Raw genomic sequence first — 16,106 nt, forward strand, 5'->3', positions numbered from 1 at the left:
TTTCCCTTATTCCTTCATCGATACATCCAATGTCTTTGGTTGTTAGGTATCGTCACTATAATTTGATAGTATTGCCTGGTTCAAACAGGTGACGGAAAATGTCGATTAACGAGAAACAGTACTTACATGAAATGGGAATCAGCACTTGGGAGTTGATTCATCCAGATAGGTTAGCGGGCTATCAATCACCAATGATTGATCTGCCAAGTGCTTGCAAGCTTCTACTGGTTTCCCCAATCTGTCCTGTGAATGAGTCAGCGATCCTATTCGAGAAAATACTTAAGAGTATGAAGTTAACCCTCGATCAAGCCATGCATCTGGAACCTGAACGCTTCCCTTTATTAGGGGAACATCAGTTGGAGTGGGTATGGTTTGCCGGGTGTGATGTGAATGGGGATCCAAACAGCAAGCAACTCACTTCACCATTACTTCAGGACATTGATGGGAACAACGAACAAAAAAGAGCACTTTGGCAGCAAATTTGTTCTTATTCGTAATGCTGATAAAAGCTCTGGTGTGCGATACGAATCTAAGGCGTATCACTAGCTAAGCATTAAATAGGTTAAATCATGACGATTGAAATTATCCCGATGTGTGAAGCGCATTTGGAACAGGTTTGGCAAATCGAACAGCAAGCACATTCTCATCCTTGGGCTGAGTCATTAGTTCGTGACTTATCAAGCCGAGGTGCTTGTCACCATGTAATGGTAGAAGGTGACTCGGTCCTTGGTTATTTTTATGCTCAGAACATTGTCGGAGAAGTAACACTGCTGAATATTGCAGTCGATCCTTCGCAACAAGGCAAAGGCCATGGTCAAAAATTGCTGGATGCATTTCTATTTCACTGTGAGCAAGTAAAAGCAGAAAGTGCTTGGCTGGAAGTGAGAGAAAGTAACCACGCTGCCATCCATATTTATGAACAAGCGGGTTTTAATGAATTGGACCGCCGTTATAACTATTACCCTGCCAAAACAGGGAATGGTAAAGAAGATGCGATCATCATGAGTTATATCTTCTTCCATTAGTTACCCACAGACTTCATTCGGGATGTTGCCCCTAGAGCAATCAGTTGCCCCTAAAGCGATCTGTTGCCCCTAAAGCAATAATAAGCGAGAATACCGCGCAAAATTGAATCTAAAATGTGCGTTTGCTTTTAAGGCAAGCATACAGACATCAAAGAAGACCAGTTTCATGTCAAATACACCTTTTCTAGGCGAAGTCTCTAAACGTAGAACATTCGCTATTATTTCTCACCCGGATGCGGGTAAAACAACCATTACCGAAAAAGTACTTTTATTCGGAAACGCGATCCAAAAAGCAGGTACCGTTAAAGGTCGTGGTAATGCTCAGCATGCTAAATCTGACTGGATGGAAATGGAAAAGGAACGTGGTATCTCTGTAACCACTTCTGTGATGCAGTTTCCTTACAACGATTGTCTGGTTAACCTACTGGATACTCCGGGGCACGAAGACTTCTCTGAAGATACTTACCGTACATTAACCGCGGTTGACTCTTGTTTGATGGTTATCGATGCAGCGAAAGGTGTCGAGGATCGTACTCGTAAACTGATGGAAGTTACGCGTCTTCGTGATACACCAATTGTCACCTTCATGAACAAACTTGACCGTGACGTTCGCGATCCAATGGAAGTTTTGGACGAAGTTGAAAACGAACTGGGCATGATGTGTGCGCCAATTACCTGGCCGATTGGCTGTGGTAAAGAGTTTAAAGGTGTGTATCACATTCACCGTGACGAGACGATTCTTTACGAATCTGGCCATGGTCATGAGATTCAGGAAGTTCGCATCATCAAAGGTTTGGATAACCCAGAACTGGATGAAAAAGTCGGTGCAGATCTGGCAGAAAGCGTACGTGAAGAGCTTGAACTCGTAATGGGCGCTTGTCCAGAGTTCGAACTGGAATCATTCCTGACTGGTGAGCTAACACCAGTTTACTTCGGTACGGCATTAGGTAACTTCGGTGTTGACCACATGTTGGATGGTTTGACAGAGTGGGCGCCTGCGCCGAAAACTCGTCAAGCGGTTGAGCGTGAAGTTGAAGCGACAGAAGAGAAGTTCTCTGGTTTCGTGTTTAAGATTCAGGCAAACATGGATCCAAAACACCGTGACCGTATCGCCTTTATGCGTATCGTATCGGGCACTTACACTCAAGGCATGAAGATGAACCACGTTCGTCTAGGCAAACAAGTAAGTATCTCTGATGCCGTAACCTTCATGGCTGGTGACCGTTCACGTGCAGAACACGCTTACGCTGGTGATATTATCGGTCTGCATAACCACGGTACTATCCAGATTGGTGATACCTTCACGCAAGGTGAATCACTTAAGTTCTCTGGTATCCCGAACTTTGCACCGGAATTGTTCCGTCGTATTCGTCTGAAAGATCCACTAAAACAGAAGCAGCTGCTGAAAGGTTTGGTTCAGTTGTCTGAAGAAGGTGCGGTACAGGTGTTCCGTCCACTGCAAAACAACGATCTTATCGTTGGTGCGGTTGGTGTGCTTCAGTTTGATGTGGTTGTGGCTCGTCTGAAGTCTGAATACAACGTAGAAGCGATCTACGAAGGTGTAAACGTGGCAACGGCTCGTTGGGTTGAGTGCGGCGACGCGAAGAAACTGGATGAGTTCCAACGTAAGAATCAGAGCAACTTAGCACTTGATGGTGGTGACAATTTAACGTACATCGCGCCGACAATGGTTAACCTGAACCTGGCGAAAGAGCGCTTCCCGGATGTTGACTTCCGTGCGACTCGTGAGCACTAATCGACGTTAACTGAAGCTCGCTTACACCGCGACTGGATTTTAAAACGCCCTTGGCTATAGACTTAGTTAAGGGCGTTTTTATATCAGCAGAAATGATGTGGATTGGACTATATCCATTAAAGTTAAACAAGTGATTAGAGATAGCGGAGTAAAAATGAATTGGTTGAAAAGAGGCATTAAGCGCTACGACGACTGGTGCAAAGAGATGGGGCTCACGCCGGATCAAAAACGTAGCTGTGTGCCTTATAGAAAAGATCCTGCTCATCAGAGTGAGGAGCCAAACGCAGCACCGAAATCTGCCGAGAGCAATAGAAAGTCACAAGATGAAGCTCTTTGATACGCACTGTCATTTTGATTTTGACGTGTTTCAGGATGATTTTGAGCACAACCTGGCTCTTGCTCAAGAACAAGGGGTGAGCCGAATCCTGATACCCTCAGTCGGACCTTCAAACTGGTCACGCATTCAAACCTTAGCCGAGAAATACTCACACTTATACTATGCGCTCGGGTTCCATCCGTATTTTCTGGAAGAGAACTTTGAGCAGCACCTTGCTGAGCTGGAGCATTATCTCAAACAAAAGCCGCCACAGTGCGTTGCAATAGGCGAGTGCGGATTAGATTTTGCTATTGACGTCGATCCTCAGTTGCAAGAAAAGGTGCTTGAAACTCAATTTGAGCTCGCCAGACGTTTCGACCTTCCGGTCATTTTACATAGCCGAAAAGCGCACAATCGACTTATTCAAATGGTCAAAGCGGCGAAGCTACCTAAAGGCGGTGTCGTACATGCTTTTGCTGGTAGCTATCAGCAAGCGATGGAGTGGGTCAGATTAGGTTTTTTCATCGGTGTAGGGGGTACTATTACCTACCCACGAGCCCAAAAAACCCGCGACGCAATTCAAAAATTAGCCCTAGAAAACCTACTTATCGAAACAGACGCTCCAGATATGCCTATACTTGGATATCAGGGGCAGCCCAACCACCCGGCGAAACTCATTCATGTATTAAATGTGCTCGTAGAGTTGCGTAGAGGAGAAAAGCAATCGATTGCGTCGCAACTGTGGAAAAATAGCAATTTTGCCTTATCAATATGTGAATAGAATTCAAAGAAACTGTTTAGATTCGAAAACGTTTTCCTTTTTATTGTGAGTTCTATCACAAAGATTAGTGAATCAATAATGAATCTTATGGGAAAGTGTGAGGGCGGCATTACTTTAATTGATGATGCATGAGTATAATTGCCCCGCTTTTATAGCTCCATTTTGTTACACGCCAATAAATAACTTATAAGGAAGTCATAAACTATGAGCCTGTTTATGAGCCTGGTTGGTATGGTTGTGCTACTTGCTATCGCACTAGCATTCTCATCTAACCGCAAAGCTATCAACTTTAGAACTGTGGGTGGTGCATTCGCTATCCAATTCGCATTAGGTGCATTTGTTCTTTATGTACCTTGGGGCCGTGATCTACTAAACGGTTTCTCTAGTGGTGTATCTAACGTTATCAACTACGGTAACGATGGTTCATCATTCCTGTTCGGTGGTCTTGTTTCTAACAAGATGTTCGAAGTATTCGGTGGCGGTGGTTTCATCTTCGCATTCCGTGTTCTTCCTACACTGATCTTCTTCTCTGCTCTGATCTCAGTTCTGTACTACATTGGCGTTATGCAATGGGTTATCAAGATTCTTGGTGGTGCACTACAGAAAGCGCTTGGTACTTCTCGTGCAGAATCAATGTCAGCAGCAGCTAACATTTTCGTAGGTCAAACTGAAGCGCCACTTGTGGTTCGTCCATTCGTTCCAAAAATGACTCAATCAGAGCTATTCGCGGTAATGTGTGGTGGTCTAGCTTCTGTTGCTGGTGGTGTACTAGCGGGTTACGCATCAATGGGTGTACCTCTAGAATACCTAGTTGCAGCATCATTCATGGCAGCACCTGGTGGTCTACTATTCGCTAAAATTCTTCACCCTGAAACTGATCAGCCTCATGAAAGTATCGAAGAGGCAATGGACGGCGGTGACGACAAACCTGTTAACGTAATCGACGCGGCAGCGGGCGGTGCAGCTTCTGGTCTACAACTAGCACTAAACGTAGGTGCAATGCTAATCGCATTCGTAGGTCTGATTGCTCTTGTTAACGGTATGCTAGGCGGCATCGGTGGTTGGTTCGGTATGCCTGAGCTGACTCTTGAGCTAATCCTGGGTTACGCGTTCTCTCCACTAGCATTCCTAATCGGTGTTCCATGGGCTGAAGCAGTAACTGCTGGTTCATTCATCGGTCAGAAAATTGTAGTGAACGAATTCGTTGCATACTTGAACTTCACACCTTACATCGGTGAAAACGCTCAAGTAATCGCAGCAACTGGTGAAGTAATGTCTGAGAAGACTACGGCTATCATCTCATTTGCACTGTGTGGCTTCGCGAACCTTTCTTCTATCGCGATCCTACTAGGTGGTCTGGGTGGTCTAGCGCCAAGCCGTCGTCCAGATATCGCTCGCATGGGTGTTAAAGCAGTACTAGCTGGTACGTTGTCTAACCTAATGGCAGCGACAATTGCAGGCTTCTGCTTAAGCCTAGCAGCTCTGTAATTTAGAACTGGTTTTTAATATATAGACGCCATATTAAATCATGCCCTGTAGCAAGAAATTGCTGCGGGGCTTTTTTCGTTTTCAGGGCTGAAAACTTTTAGTGCGTCAAATGTAAGGGGTCTTAACTGACGGACTAGAGAATAGAAACCTGGAAATTTTGAGATACAAACCGTTTGCGCTCTATTTGGTGCTACAGTTTTGCGATGAATATCTATAATGTAGACATCACAAGGTGGATACAACCTAATCGATGGGTAAATGAATTACCCTGAAATATTAGATCTCAACGGCATTTTGTTGGGGAGATATGATATTAAAGACACCGCAATCATAGATTGTTGTGCCATAGGCCAAATTGGTACTGTGCGGTGACAAGGATAGCAATTGGCATAAGAAATTTTCGCTGTATATGCCGAGTCTTCATGGAACCAAGTCCGTTCATAAATAGACTACTGAGTCATTTTTTACACAATCTCAACTCGTTGATTATAGTTAGAGTTGCGATGTAAGGCTGAGTAGTGAATTTTTTGAATATTGATCGGAGATAGAAATGAGCGATTTAAAAGCAGCAGCACTACGTGCACTAAAACTTATGGATCTAACTACGCTGAATGATGACGACACTGATGCAAAAGTGATCTCACTATGTCATGACGCGAAAACAGCAGTAGGCAACACGGCTGCAATCTGTATTTACCCTCGCTTTATTCCTATTGCTAAGAAGACACTTCGTGAGCAAGGCACACCTGAGGTTCGCATTGCTACCGTTACCAACTTCCCACACGGAAATGACGACATCGAGATCGCAGTTGCTGAAACAAAAGCAGCGGTTGCTTACGGTGCAGACGAAGTTGACGTAGTGTTCCCATACCGTGCACTAATGGCGGGCGATGAGAAAGTGGGCTTTGAACTGGTTAAGCAATGTAAAGAAGCTTGTGGTGACATTCTTCTTAAAGTGATCATCGAAACGGGTGAACTAAAAGAAGAAGCGCTAATCAAAAAAGCTTCACAAATCTGTATCGAAGCGGGTGCAGACTTTATTAAAACTTCAACAGGTAAAGTGCCTGTGAACGCAACACCAGAATACGCTCGAATGATGCTAGAAGTAATTCGTGATATGGGTGTAGCAGAAACAGTTGGTTTCAAACCTGCAGGTGGTGTGCGTACTGCAGAAGACGCAGCGGCTTACCTAGCAATGGCAGATGAAATCTTAGGTGATAACTGGGTTGATGCTCGTCACTACCGTTTCGGTGCGTCAAGCCTGCTAACTAACCTGTTAAATACATTAGAAGTAACAGACGAAACGGCTGATCCAACAGCGTACTAATTCTAAAAATGTCTGACTGGTAGCCCCAAACAGGGGGCTACCAACCTTCTGTCCTACTTTTACCAAAGCTTTCATCGAGCTTGGGAGGCACTAATGTATTTACCGCAAGAAATCATTCGTAAAAAACGCGACGGCGAAGTTCTTTCTGCTGACGAAATCAACTTCTTTATTCAAGGCGTAGCAAATAACACAGTATCTGAAGGTCAGATCGCGGCATTTGCTATGACTATTTTCTTCAATGAAATGACCATGGATGAGCGTATTGCCCTGACTTGTGCAATGCGCGATTCAGGCATGGTTATCGACTGGAGCCACATGAACTTTGGCGGCCCTATTGTCGATAAGCACTCTACAGGTGGCGTGGGTGATGTGACCTCTCTCATGCTTGGCCCAATGGTGGCGGCGTGTGGTGGTTTCGTACCAATGATCTCTGGTCGTGGCCTTGGTCATACTGGCGGTACACTCGATAAATTAGAGTCAATCCCAGGCTACAACATCACGCCAACTAACGACGTATTTGGTCAAGTGACGAAAGACGCTGGCGTTGCAATTATCGGTCAAACTGGTGATTTGGCTCCAGCCGATAAGCGTGTTTACGCGACCCGAGATATCACGGCTACCGTTGATAACATCTCGTTAATTACGGCGTCCATTCTTTCTAAGAAATTGGCTGCGGGCTTGGAATCTCTAGTGATGGACGTGAAAGTCGGCTCGGGCGCATTCATGCCAACTTATGAAGCATCAGAAGAGCTAGCCAAATCTATCGTTGCGGTAGCAAATGGCGCAGGCACAAAAACAACAGCAATCCTGACAGACATGAACCAGGTTCTAGCGTCTTCAGCCGGTAATGCGGTTGAAGTTCGTGAAGCGGTTCGTTTCCTGACTGGTGAATATCGTAATCCACGTCTGCTTGAAGTCACAATGGCGTCGTGTGCGGAAATGTTGGTGCTTGGTAAGCTGGCAGAAAATACAGATGACGCACGTGCGAAACTGATGGAAGTGCTCGATAACGGCAAAGCGGCAGAATGCTTCGGCAAGATGATTGCTGGTTTAGGCGGCCCTGCAGACTTCGTAGAAAACTACGAAAACTACCTAGAAAAAGCAGAAATCATCAAGCCAGTGTATGCGACGGAAACAGGCATTGTCTCTGCGATGGACACACGTGCTATCGGTATGGCTGTGGTCGCGATGGGCGGTGGTCGCCGCGTTGCAACGGATGAAATCGACTACGCGGTTGGTTTTGATGAGTTCATCCGTTTGGGTGAGGTCGCTGATAGTGATAAGCCTCTGGCTGTTATCCACGCTCGCAGTGAAGAGCAGTGGGAAGAAGCGGCAAAAGCACTACGCAGTGCAATCAAAGTTGGTGGTGAATACACACCAACCCCAGAGGTTTACCGTCAGATTCGTGCAGAAGATATCTAGGTCACCAGACCCTAACTGATTAAGTAATTACATAAGGCCTACTCAACCATACTTATTCGCCGAGTGGGCCTAAGGAACGAGCAATGAAAAGAGCATTTATTTTAGTACTAGACTCATTCGGCATCGGTGAAACGGCTGATGCTAAAGAATTTGGTGATGTAGGTTCAGACACTCTAGGTCATATTGCGGACCAGTGTGAAAAAGGCTTAGCAGATAACGACAAACGTCAAGGCGCACTTCGTCTTCCAAACCTATCTAAACTTGGTTTGGCGATGGCACATAAAGAATCAACAGGTCGCTTTGCTCCTGGTCTAGACGCAGATGCAGAAATCATCGGTGCTTACGGTCACGCGGCTGAGCTGTCTTCTGGTAAAGACACTCCGTCTGGTCACTGGGAAATTGCTGGTGTGCCGGTTCTATTTGATTGGGGTTACTTTAGTGACAAAACCAACAGCTTTCCTGAAGAGTTGACGAATCGCATTCTCGAGCGTGCTGGCTTAGATGGCTACTTAGGTAACTGCCATGCTTCTGGTACTCAAGTACTGGATGATTTGGGTGAAGAGCACATGAAGACAGGTTTACCTATCTTCTATACTTCAGCAGACTCGGTATTCCAGATTGCGTGTCACGAAGAGACATTTGGCCTGGATCGTCTATTAGATCTTTGCCAAATCGCTCGTGAAGAGCTCGCTGATTACAACATTGGCCGTGTTATTGCGCGTCCATTCATTGGCCCGGGCAAAGGTCAGTTTGAACGTACTGGTAACCGCCGTGACTTATCAGTTGAGCCGCCATCAGCTACTGTTCTACAGAAATTGGTAGAAGAGAAACAAGGCAATGTTGTTTCTATCGGTAAGATTGCCGATATCTACGCAAACTGCGGTATCACTAAGAAAGTGAAAGCAACAGGTATCCCAGCACTGTTCGAAGCTACGCTAGAGCAGATCAAAGAAGCAGGTGATAACACCATCGTATTCACTAACTTTGTTGATTTCGATTCAGCTTATGGTCACCGTCGTGATGTGGCGGGTTACGCTGCGGCGCTTGAGTACTTTGATGGTCGCATCAACGAAGTGCTAGAGCTAATGGATGAAGACGACGTACTTATCCTAACTGCGGACCACGGTTGTGACCCGACATGGCCAGGTACAGACCATACTCGTGAGCACATCCCAGTATTGGTTTACGGTCAAAAAGTGCCTGCTGGCTCTCTTGGCCGCCGCGAAACGTTCGCAGATATCGGCCAAACGTTGGCGAGCTACTTCGGTACTTCACCAATGGAATACGGTAAGAACTTCCTGTAATCGGGATACTAAAAACTGGGAGCCTAATGCTCCTGGTTTTATGTTTGCAGTATGAAAGTGCTGCTTGTCGGAAATGAGAAGACTCTGGCTGACAGCGCCTTAAGCGCGGAGCGCTAGAGAAAGGTTAAGGAGAAAAAAATGGCAACTCCACATATCAACGCTGAAATGGGTGCATTCGCAGACGTAGTACTGATGCCGGGTGACCCGCTACGTGCAAAATACATTGCAGAAACTTTCCTTGAAGACGTTGTTCAAGTGTGTGACGTTCGCAACATGTTCGGTTATACAGGAACATACAAAGGTCGAAAAATCTCTGTAATGGGCCACGGTATGGGCATCCCATCATGTTCGATCTACGCGACAGAACTTATCAAAGACTTCGGTGTGAAAAAGATCATCCGTGTTGGCAGCTGTGGCGCTGTGAATGAAGACATCAAAGTACGTGATGTTGTGATCGGTATGGGCGCGTGTACGGATTCAAAAGTAAACCGCATTCGCTTTAAAGGCCATGACTTCGCTGCTATTGCTGATTACAAAATGGTTCGTGCCGCAGAAGACGCAGCAAAAGCACGTGGCATTGATGTGAAAGTGGGTAACCTTTTCTCTGCAGAGCTTTTCTACACGCCTGATCCAGAAATGTTCGATGTAATGGACAAGTACGGTATTGTGGGTGTTGAAATGGAAGCAGCTGGTATTTACGGCGTAGCAGCAGAATACGGTGCTAAAGCACTAACCATCTGTACGGTTTCTGACCACATCAAAACTGGCGAGCAAACCACTTCAGATGAGCGTCAAACCACGTTCAACGACATGATGCTGATTGCACTGGATTCGGTATTACTTGGTGATAAAGAGTAAGCCCCTGTAATCGCAACTAAGCACCTAAAAAACAGCCCGCACAATGCGGGCTGTTTTTATATTCAATTCTGATTACCGGCGAGTTATTTGGTTAGCAGAAGGTTTTCTGCCTTCTTTCTGCGAATTGGTTGCCTGCGTAAAATCATAATGAACAGCATGCCACACACAAAACTCATCAAGACCATCATGTACATGTAGCGATCACTTTTGCGATAGTGGTGGTCAGAAATCGCGGTAACACGGCCTGTTTCGAACGTCACTCGGACAAAACCGACAACAGAACCGTCAGCAATGACAGGCTCAACCAGTTGTTGTCGACCAATTGAAGCGGTTGCCAGTGGGGTGTCTAATCCTAGAACTTCTCGTACTGATAATGCTTCTTCACTAGAGGCCAGGCGCACGCCTTGTGCATCATAGATGGTTGCATCAAATACCAGACGATCTTGTGCAAGTTGATTCGTCAACTGCAGTAATCGCTCCTGATCATTGTTCACAATCATTTCACTGGCAGACAAAGATGCCTGCGAGATCAAAACCTTGGTGAGTGTCTCAAGCTGATGTGCTTGAATTTTTTCGTTGCCCTTACTGATCACCACACTGTTTTTTATCGTGATAAATAGCATCACACACAGTAGTATTAGCGCCAGAATTCGTAGGGCATTCCTTACTGAGAACAAGGACTCACTCATGCTCTTTACTCATCCATTTAAAATAAAACAAAGACTTGCCTTTTTAGCTTGTTGAGGTAACGTTTTAGCAAAGTCACCAAGGATTATATACATGGACGCGTCAAAAAGCTTGCCTATAAGAAAACATACGACACTTTTAAATCGACTGCCTGAAACTCGCTTTGCCTCTCAGTTGGATAGAGCCAAAGCAAATTGGATTATTTTTTCTACTTACCTTTCACCGCGTCATTTTGAAGACATTGACTTTTATACTGGTTTTTACAATCCGGTCCTAGAAACATGGAAGGTGGGTCAGTACGAAGTCGCATTGATGTCAGGTGAACTTACGTCTCAACACGAAACGATTTTAAAAAGCCTTAACTTAGATTACGCATCACTCAATGAAGTTCCTGATTTATCGACTACAGGACTCATTGTGTTTGATATGGATTCGACAGCCATTCAAATTGAATGTATTGATGAGATTGCGAAGTTGGCTGGTGTTGGCGAAGAAGTCGCTGAAGTTACTGAACGTGCGATGCAAGGAGAACTGGATTTTGAACAGAGCCTTCGTCAACGAGTTGGTAAACTCAAAGGTGCTGATGAATCTATTCTTGAACAAGTACGCTCGCAACTTCCATTCATGCAAGACTTTGAAGCTCTGATTGCTACAATGAAAGCGTTGGGCTGGAAAACCGCGATTGCTTCTGGTGGCTTCGACTACTTCTCTGATTACATCAAAGATAAGGTGGGGTTAGATTTCGCTCGCTCGAACAAGCTGGAAATCATCAACGGAAAACTCACGGGTAAAGTGCTTGGTGACGTCGTCAACGCGCAAGTGAAATCCGATATTTTGGTTGAATTAGCGGATGAGTACGAAATCGAGCAGCATAATACGGTTGCGGTAGGTGACGGCGCGAATGATTTGGTGATGATGTCTGCTGCTGGTTTGGGGATCGCGTACCATGCGAAACCGAAAGTCGAGGCACAGGCTCAATCTGCGATTCGTTATTCTGGTTTGGGTGGTGTGCTTTGTATCCTGTCAGGGGCGCTGGTTAAACAACAGAAAATTAGCTGGAAGTCTAAGCCATAGCCTATTGGTAAAAGACAGCTAACTTGCTTCAATATTGAAACACCGCCGAACAGGGCGGTGTTTTTTATTCGGTTAGCTCTAGCCTAACGAGTACTTCTTCCGTGATGTCTTCAAACTCACTGTAACCGATAAGTGCAGTAAGCTCTTTTTCTAGTTTGCTTGCCTGATGCACACTAAACTGGGTTAACTCACTCAAGTCTCTTTGCAGTAGAGAGGTCATAGGTTCAAAAATAGGCGCGGTAGAGAGACGCAGAACATAGAAATCGCCCATCATGCGCGCTTTTTTTATAAACTGAATGCGCTCTTTCAGACTGCTAAAATCCTGATGCAGTTTGGACTCTATACCAGTAACCTTGTTACCGATTTTTGAAGCGCTGATGTAAATGTCTTCGTGTTTTTCCTGTACGCCTTCTATACGTTTGATTAGGTCTGCGATCAGAGTGCTCGTACGACCTTTAAAGATCGGATCCAGAATAAACTTATTGTCATGACCAATCTGAGCAAAAATCTCAACATGTTTGGGTAAGGGCAGGTTTACACCGATAACCGGTGTTTTAAACGATCCCGTTGACGTTTTACTAATGAAAACCGGAGAACTCAGGCTTCTGGAAAGAATAGTACTATGCAGCCTCTCCAGTAGCTCATGGCTTGGCAGTACATCTGCCTGCTGAAGCAACTTGTTCTTATTATGCTCAATGACTTTATTAAGAAATGCGATCACTCGACGTGCTTTGCTGCTTTGACCAATGACCAATTGAACTCTATGACCATCGGGGCTGACTCGTACGACTCGATAAGGCACGTCGGATAGCGGCAAGTTGCTATCGTACAATTGCAGTTCACGAAAGTTAATGGCGACCTCTTGACCTGCGCGCAAGGAGGCTGGAGTTTCTAGCTGAATTCCGAGTCCTCGCTTCGAAATATCAACACTGTATCCCGAACTATTTAATTGCCCTGACATTAACGCGAGTGGCGTTTTAAATCGATATCGAGGCTCTTTACGCCGAGATTGCGCATCAAAATACATCCCTTTGGGTTGGCCGGTTATTCGCCTCGGATGTCGAAACGCATTTAAGGTGTTTGAGGGCAAACGAGGTTTTTCGGTTAACAGATAGTCTTGTCCTGAAGCTTCGTCCGAGATTTCTTGCAAGATCCCCACATGAGTGAGTAAATTCGAGGTTTCTGCCAGCTCAGATGAAAATGAGGCGAGTTCCTCTTTTTCTTGCTCGGAAAGTTCGAAGATAGACACGCGAAAAACTCGCCAGCTTTTTCGCTTTGCTCCTAAATGCCAGAATAGTTGGCGTTGCTCTCTGGTTGCTTCCGGTCTCAGCATCGAATAGAAATAAGTTTTGTTATCGTGCTCGTGAGTAAATGAATAGAGAACGTTAGTGGTGCCTTTTACTCCCGGTGTAATCAGCGATGTCATTCTTTCTTCATGGAACAGGGAGCCAAAAACTTGTTGGTTACGTTCATCGTGCCAGTATTGCCATAGCTTTTGATTATTCGGCGTTAGCATGGCAAGTTTTAGCTCGCTGCCTTGAAAGAACAGCGGCAAGTTGCTGGTATGTTTCAGAGCCAAATGCTCATATCCGCGCGTACGAGCCCGAATGATCTTATCCTGATTATCATGACGTGTGCGTTTCGCATCGCTATTTAGCACTTCATCAATGACTTTGTCGATCACATTGGTTTCGGTTAGGAGAATGGTTCTCAGATATCGAATGGCATCATTTTCGTAGCAGTCTTCAACAGCCAAAATCCGATAAGTCAGAGGTTTTTCAATTCCGGCTAATTGAGATTTACTGGCAAAGTCGGTAAAAGTCACCTCAATGATTTCACCAAGGTTGTATTTAAAGGCGCTGGGTACTTTGAATTTTGCACCAGAGCTTGATAGATCAATGCTTACACCGTGGAGCAGTTGGCCTTTTGAACGATGTATTTCTACTTGTGACTGGACTTTTAAACGCTTCTCCTGACGCTTTAAGTCAAAACCTAATTGGATAGGTACGGCACTAAACGGGCTTTGAGTCTCAGATAGGGAGGAGTGATGTTCTTCGACAGCTTGTTTGCCCATTACTCGAAAATTATTCCGGGTGCTAATAAGCGTTTCCCAGACGCCTTCGGTATAACCACCATACTTTCTGGTGCTTTTGTGATAGGCATTGAATGCAACATCATCTAACCAGTGTGGAATGCCATCAAATATGTATTTTCTGCATTCCCCGTTAACACGGCCGCGTAAATCAATGCTTTTTTTGCACGGTGCCATTAATCGGTTTAATTCTATCTTGACCAAAATTTTGGCTGAAGGTGGCGCGTCCTCGGTCAGTTGGCCAAGGACAAAATCAAAGTCTACAGAACCATAGACCGGGATGAGCCGTTCCGCGAGCGAGAGAATTTCAGATTGCAGCATTATTTCTGTTAGAGTATGTCGTTATTTGAATTGTATCGGCTAAGCGCAGTAAACCTTGAGTATATTCAGTTCTCAAGTCAGTTGGCAGTGCTTGGTCACATTTGTTAAAAATTGAGGCATCATGGCGAAAGCAAAACGAGCGTATGTTTGTAATGATTGCGGCGCAGACTTTCCGCGTTGGCAGGGGCAATGTAATGCGTGTGGTGCATGGAATACGATTACAGAAGTACGAATTGCTGCTTCGCCGACCGTCGCCCGCAATGAACGCTTAAGTGGTTACGCAGGTTCTGCGACAGAATCTCAGGTACAAACGTTATCAGAAATTAACCTGCAAGAAGTGCCACGCTTTACCAGTGGCTTTAAAGAGCTTGATCGTGTGCTTGGTGGCGGTGTCGTTCCCGGCGCTGCGATATTGATTGGTGGTAACCCCGGAGCAGGTAAGTCAACGTTGCTTTTGCAAACCATGTGTTCTTTGTCGGGACAAATGCCGACTTTATACGTAACGGGCGAAGAGTCGCTGCAACAGGTTGCGATGCGTGCTTCTCGTCTTGGTTTGCCAAAAGATCACCTGAAGATGTTATCTGAAACCAATGTGGATAAGATCTGTCAAATTGCTGAGAAAGAGCAACCTCGTATTATGGTGATTGACTCGATTCAGGTGATGCACGTTTCTGATGTTCAGTCTTCGCCTGGTAGTGTCGCGCAGGTCCGTGAGTCCGCGACAGCGCTTACACGATACGCGAAGCAAAACAATGTTGCGGTATTTATCGTTGGTCACGTAACCAAAGATGGTACGCTCGCTGGTCCAAAAGTTCTTGAGCATATTATTGACTGTTCTGTGTTACTAGACGGCGGCACTGATAGCCGATTCCGAACGTTGCGCAGTCACAAAAACCGTTTTGGTGCAGTGAACGAACTTGGCGTATTTGCAATGACAGGGCAGGGGCTCAAAGAAGTGAGTAACCCATCGGCGATTTTCCTTTCTCGCGGTGAAGAAGAGACTTCAGGGTCTTCAGTTATGGTTGTATGGGAAGGGACTCGCCCTCTATTAGTCGAGATACAAGCTCTGGTGGATTATTCGCAACTCGCTAACCCACGCCGAGTGGCTGTAGGCCTCGAACAAAACCGTCTATCTTTATTACTGGCTGTGCTGCATAAACACGGCGGGTTACAAATGGCAGACCAAGACGTGTTTGTTAATGTCGTCGGTGGTGTGAAAGTCACCGAGACCAGTGCGGATCTTGCGTTAGTCATGGCGTTGCTATCGAGCTTTCGTGATCGTGCTCTACCCAAAGATGTGGTTATCTTTGGTGAGGTTGGCTTAGCGGGGGAAATTCGTCCGGTGCCAAGTGGGCAAGAACGCTTAAACGAAGCGTTTAAGCACGGCTTTAAAAAAGCAATTGTTCCTGCCGCGAATATGCCTAAAGGCGGGATTCCGGGCATGCAAATTCATGGGGTTAAAAAATTATCAGAAGCAATCGAAGCATTTGATGAGTTATAACGCGCTAAAATAAGCGTTTCAAAAATGTAAAATCCATTCTCAAATTGAGCGAATAAAGCACATAAATCGCGATACTTGGCTATCATTTGAGGATGGAAAATTTACGTTAAAAATTTTTTTCGTCCATCTGCACGCAAGGGTATCAGTCTTGACA

General features: G+C 45.3%; 14 protein-coding genes. 12 read left to right on the plus strand and 2 right to left on the minus strand.

What is annotated here, in order from left to right; all coding sequences use genetic code 11:
* Positions 1-98 precede the first annotated feature (98 nt).
* From V1U08_RS15355 to deoD, 10 genes are all read left to right on the plus strand, one after another.
* Complete coding sequence (locus tag V1U08_RS15355; RefSeq protein ID WP_330470956.1) at positions 99-497, plus strand: DNA polymerase III subunit psi; 399 nt, start codon at positions 99-101, stop codon at positions 495-497.
* A 72-nt stretch (positions 498-569) separates the two neighbouring features.
* The gene (gene rimI, locus V1U08_RS15360; RefSeq protein ID WP_330470957.1) at positions 570-1,025 is read left to right on the plus strand and encodes a ribosomal protein S18-alanine N-acetyltransferase; all 456 of its coding nucleotides are present in this window, start codon (positions 570-572) and stop codon (positions 1,023-1,025) included.
* Between the two features lie 166 nt (positions 1,026-1,191).
* A complete protein-coding gene (gene prfC / locus V1U08_RS15365) occupies positions 1,192-2,781 on the plus strand; it encodes a peptide chain release factor 3 (protein ID WP_065297327.1) in 1,590 nt (529 codons plus the stop codon).
* 154 nt (positions 2,782-2,935) lie between these two features.
* Positions 2,936-3,118, plus strand: coding sequence for a DUF5363 family protein (locus V1U08_RS15370; RefSeq protein WP_014232870.1), 183 nt, complete (start codon positions 2,936-2,938; stop codon positions 3,116-3,118).
* The gene (locus tag V1U08_RS15375) at positions 3,105-3,878 is read left to right on the plus strand and encodes a TatD family hydrolase (RefSeq protein WP_330470958.1); all 774 of its coding nucleotides are present in this window, start codon (positions 3,105-3,107) and stop codon (positions 3,876-3,878) included. The genes V1U08_RS15370 and V1U08_RS15375 overlap by 14 nt, the downstream gene beginning before the upstream one ends.
* A gap of 204 nt (positions 3,879-4,082) precedes the next feature.
* A complete protein-coding gene (locus tag V1U08_RS15380) occupies positions 4,083-5,366 on the plus strand; it encodes a NupC/NupG family nucleoside CNT transporter (RefSeq protein ID WP_014232868.1) in 1,284 nt (427 codons plus the stop codon).
* Positions 5,367-5,916: 550 nt separating this feature from the next.
* Positions 5,917-6,693 carry a deoxyribose-phosphate aldolase gene (gene deoC, locus V1U08_RS15385; protein WP_014232867.1) on the plus strand — a complete coding sequence of 259 codons (777 nt, stop codon included), beginning with the start codon at positions 5,917-5,919 and terminating at the stop codon, positions 6,691-6,693.
* 93 nt (positions 6,694-6,786) lie between these two features.
* Positions 6,787-8,115, plus strand: a complete 1,329-nt coding sequence (gene deoA, locus V1U08_RS15390; RefSeq protein WP_329350310.1) for a thymidine phosphorylase — start codon at positions 6,787-6,789, stop codon at positions 8,113-8,115.
* 83 nt (positions 8,116-8,198) lie between these two features.
* Complete coding sequence (locus V1U08_RS15395) at positions 8,199-9,419, plus strand: phosphopentomutase (protein ID WP_065297323.1); 1,221 nt, start codon at positions 8,199-8,201, stop codon at positions 9,417-9,419.
* A gap of 138 nt (positions 9,420-9,557) precedes the next feature.
* The gene (gene deoD / locus V1U08_RS15400; protein WP_014232864.1) at positions 9,558-10,277 is read left to right on the plus strand and encodes a purine-nucleoside phosphorylase; all 720 of its coding nucleotides are present in this window, start codon (positions 9,558-9,560) and stop codon (positions 10,275-10,277) included.
* A gap of 83 nt (positions 10,278-10,360) precedes the next feature.
* Here the strand turns inward: deoD and V1U08_RS15405 are convergent, their stop codons facing one another.
* Positions 10,361-10,966 (minus strand): YtjB family periplasmic protein, encoded by a 606-nt coding sequence (locus V1U08_RS15405; RefSeq protein WP_014232863.1) that lies wholly within the window; start codon positions 10,964-10,966, stop codon positions 10,361-10,363.
* Between the two features lie 91 nt (positions 10,967-11,057).
* Between V1U08_RS15405 and serB the strand changes: the two genes are divergently transcribed.
* Positions 11,058-12,038, plus strand: coding sequence for a phosphoserine phosphatase (gene serB, locus V1U08_RS15410; RefSeq protein ID WP_014232862.1), 981 nt, complete (start codon positions 11,058-11,060; stop codon positions 12,036-12,038).
* A gap of 64 nt (positions 12,039-12,102) precedes the next feature.
* On the opposite strand, the gene V1U08_RS15415 is transcribed toward serB, so the two are convergent.
* Positions 12,103-14,451, minus strand: a complete 2,349-nt coding sequence (locus V1U08_RS15415; protein ID WP_330470959.1) for a PilZ domain-containing protein — start codon at positions 14,449-14,451, stop codon at positions 12,103-12,105.
* Positions 14,452-14,572: 121 nt separating this feature from the next.
* On the opposite strand from V1U08_RS15415, the gene radA reads away from it, so the two are divergent.
* Positions 14,573-15,952 carry a DNA repair protein RadA gene (radA, locus tag V1U08_RS15420; RefSeq protein ID WP_014232860.1) on the plus strand — a complete coding sequence of 460 codons (1,380 nt, stop codon included), beginning with the start codon at positions 14,573-14,575 and terminating at the stop codon, positions 15,950-15,952.
* Positions 15,953-16,106: the final 154 nt, after the last annotated feature.

Origin of the sequence: Vibrio sp. YYF0003, from assembly GCF_036350715.1 — a bacterium.
GTDB lineage: Bacteria > Pseudomonadota > Gammaproteobacteria > Enterobacterales > Vibrionaceae > Vibrio > Vibrio natriegens.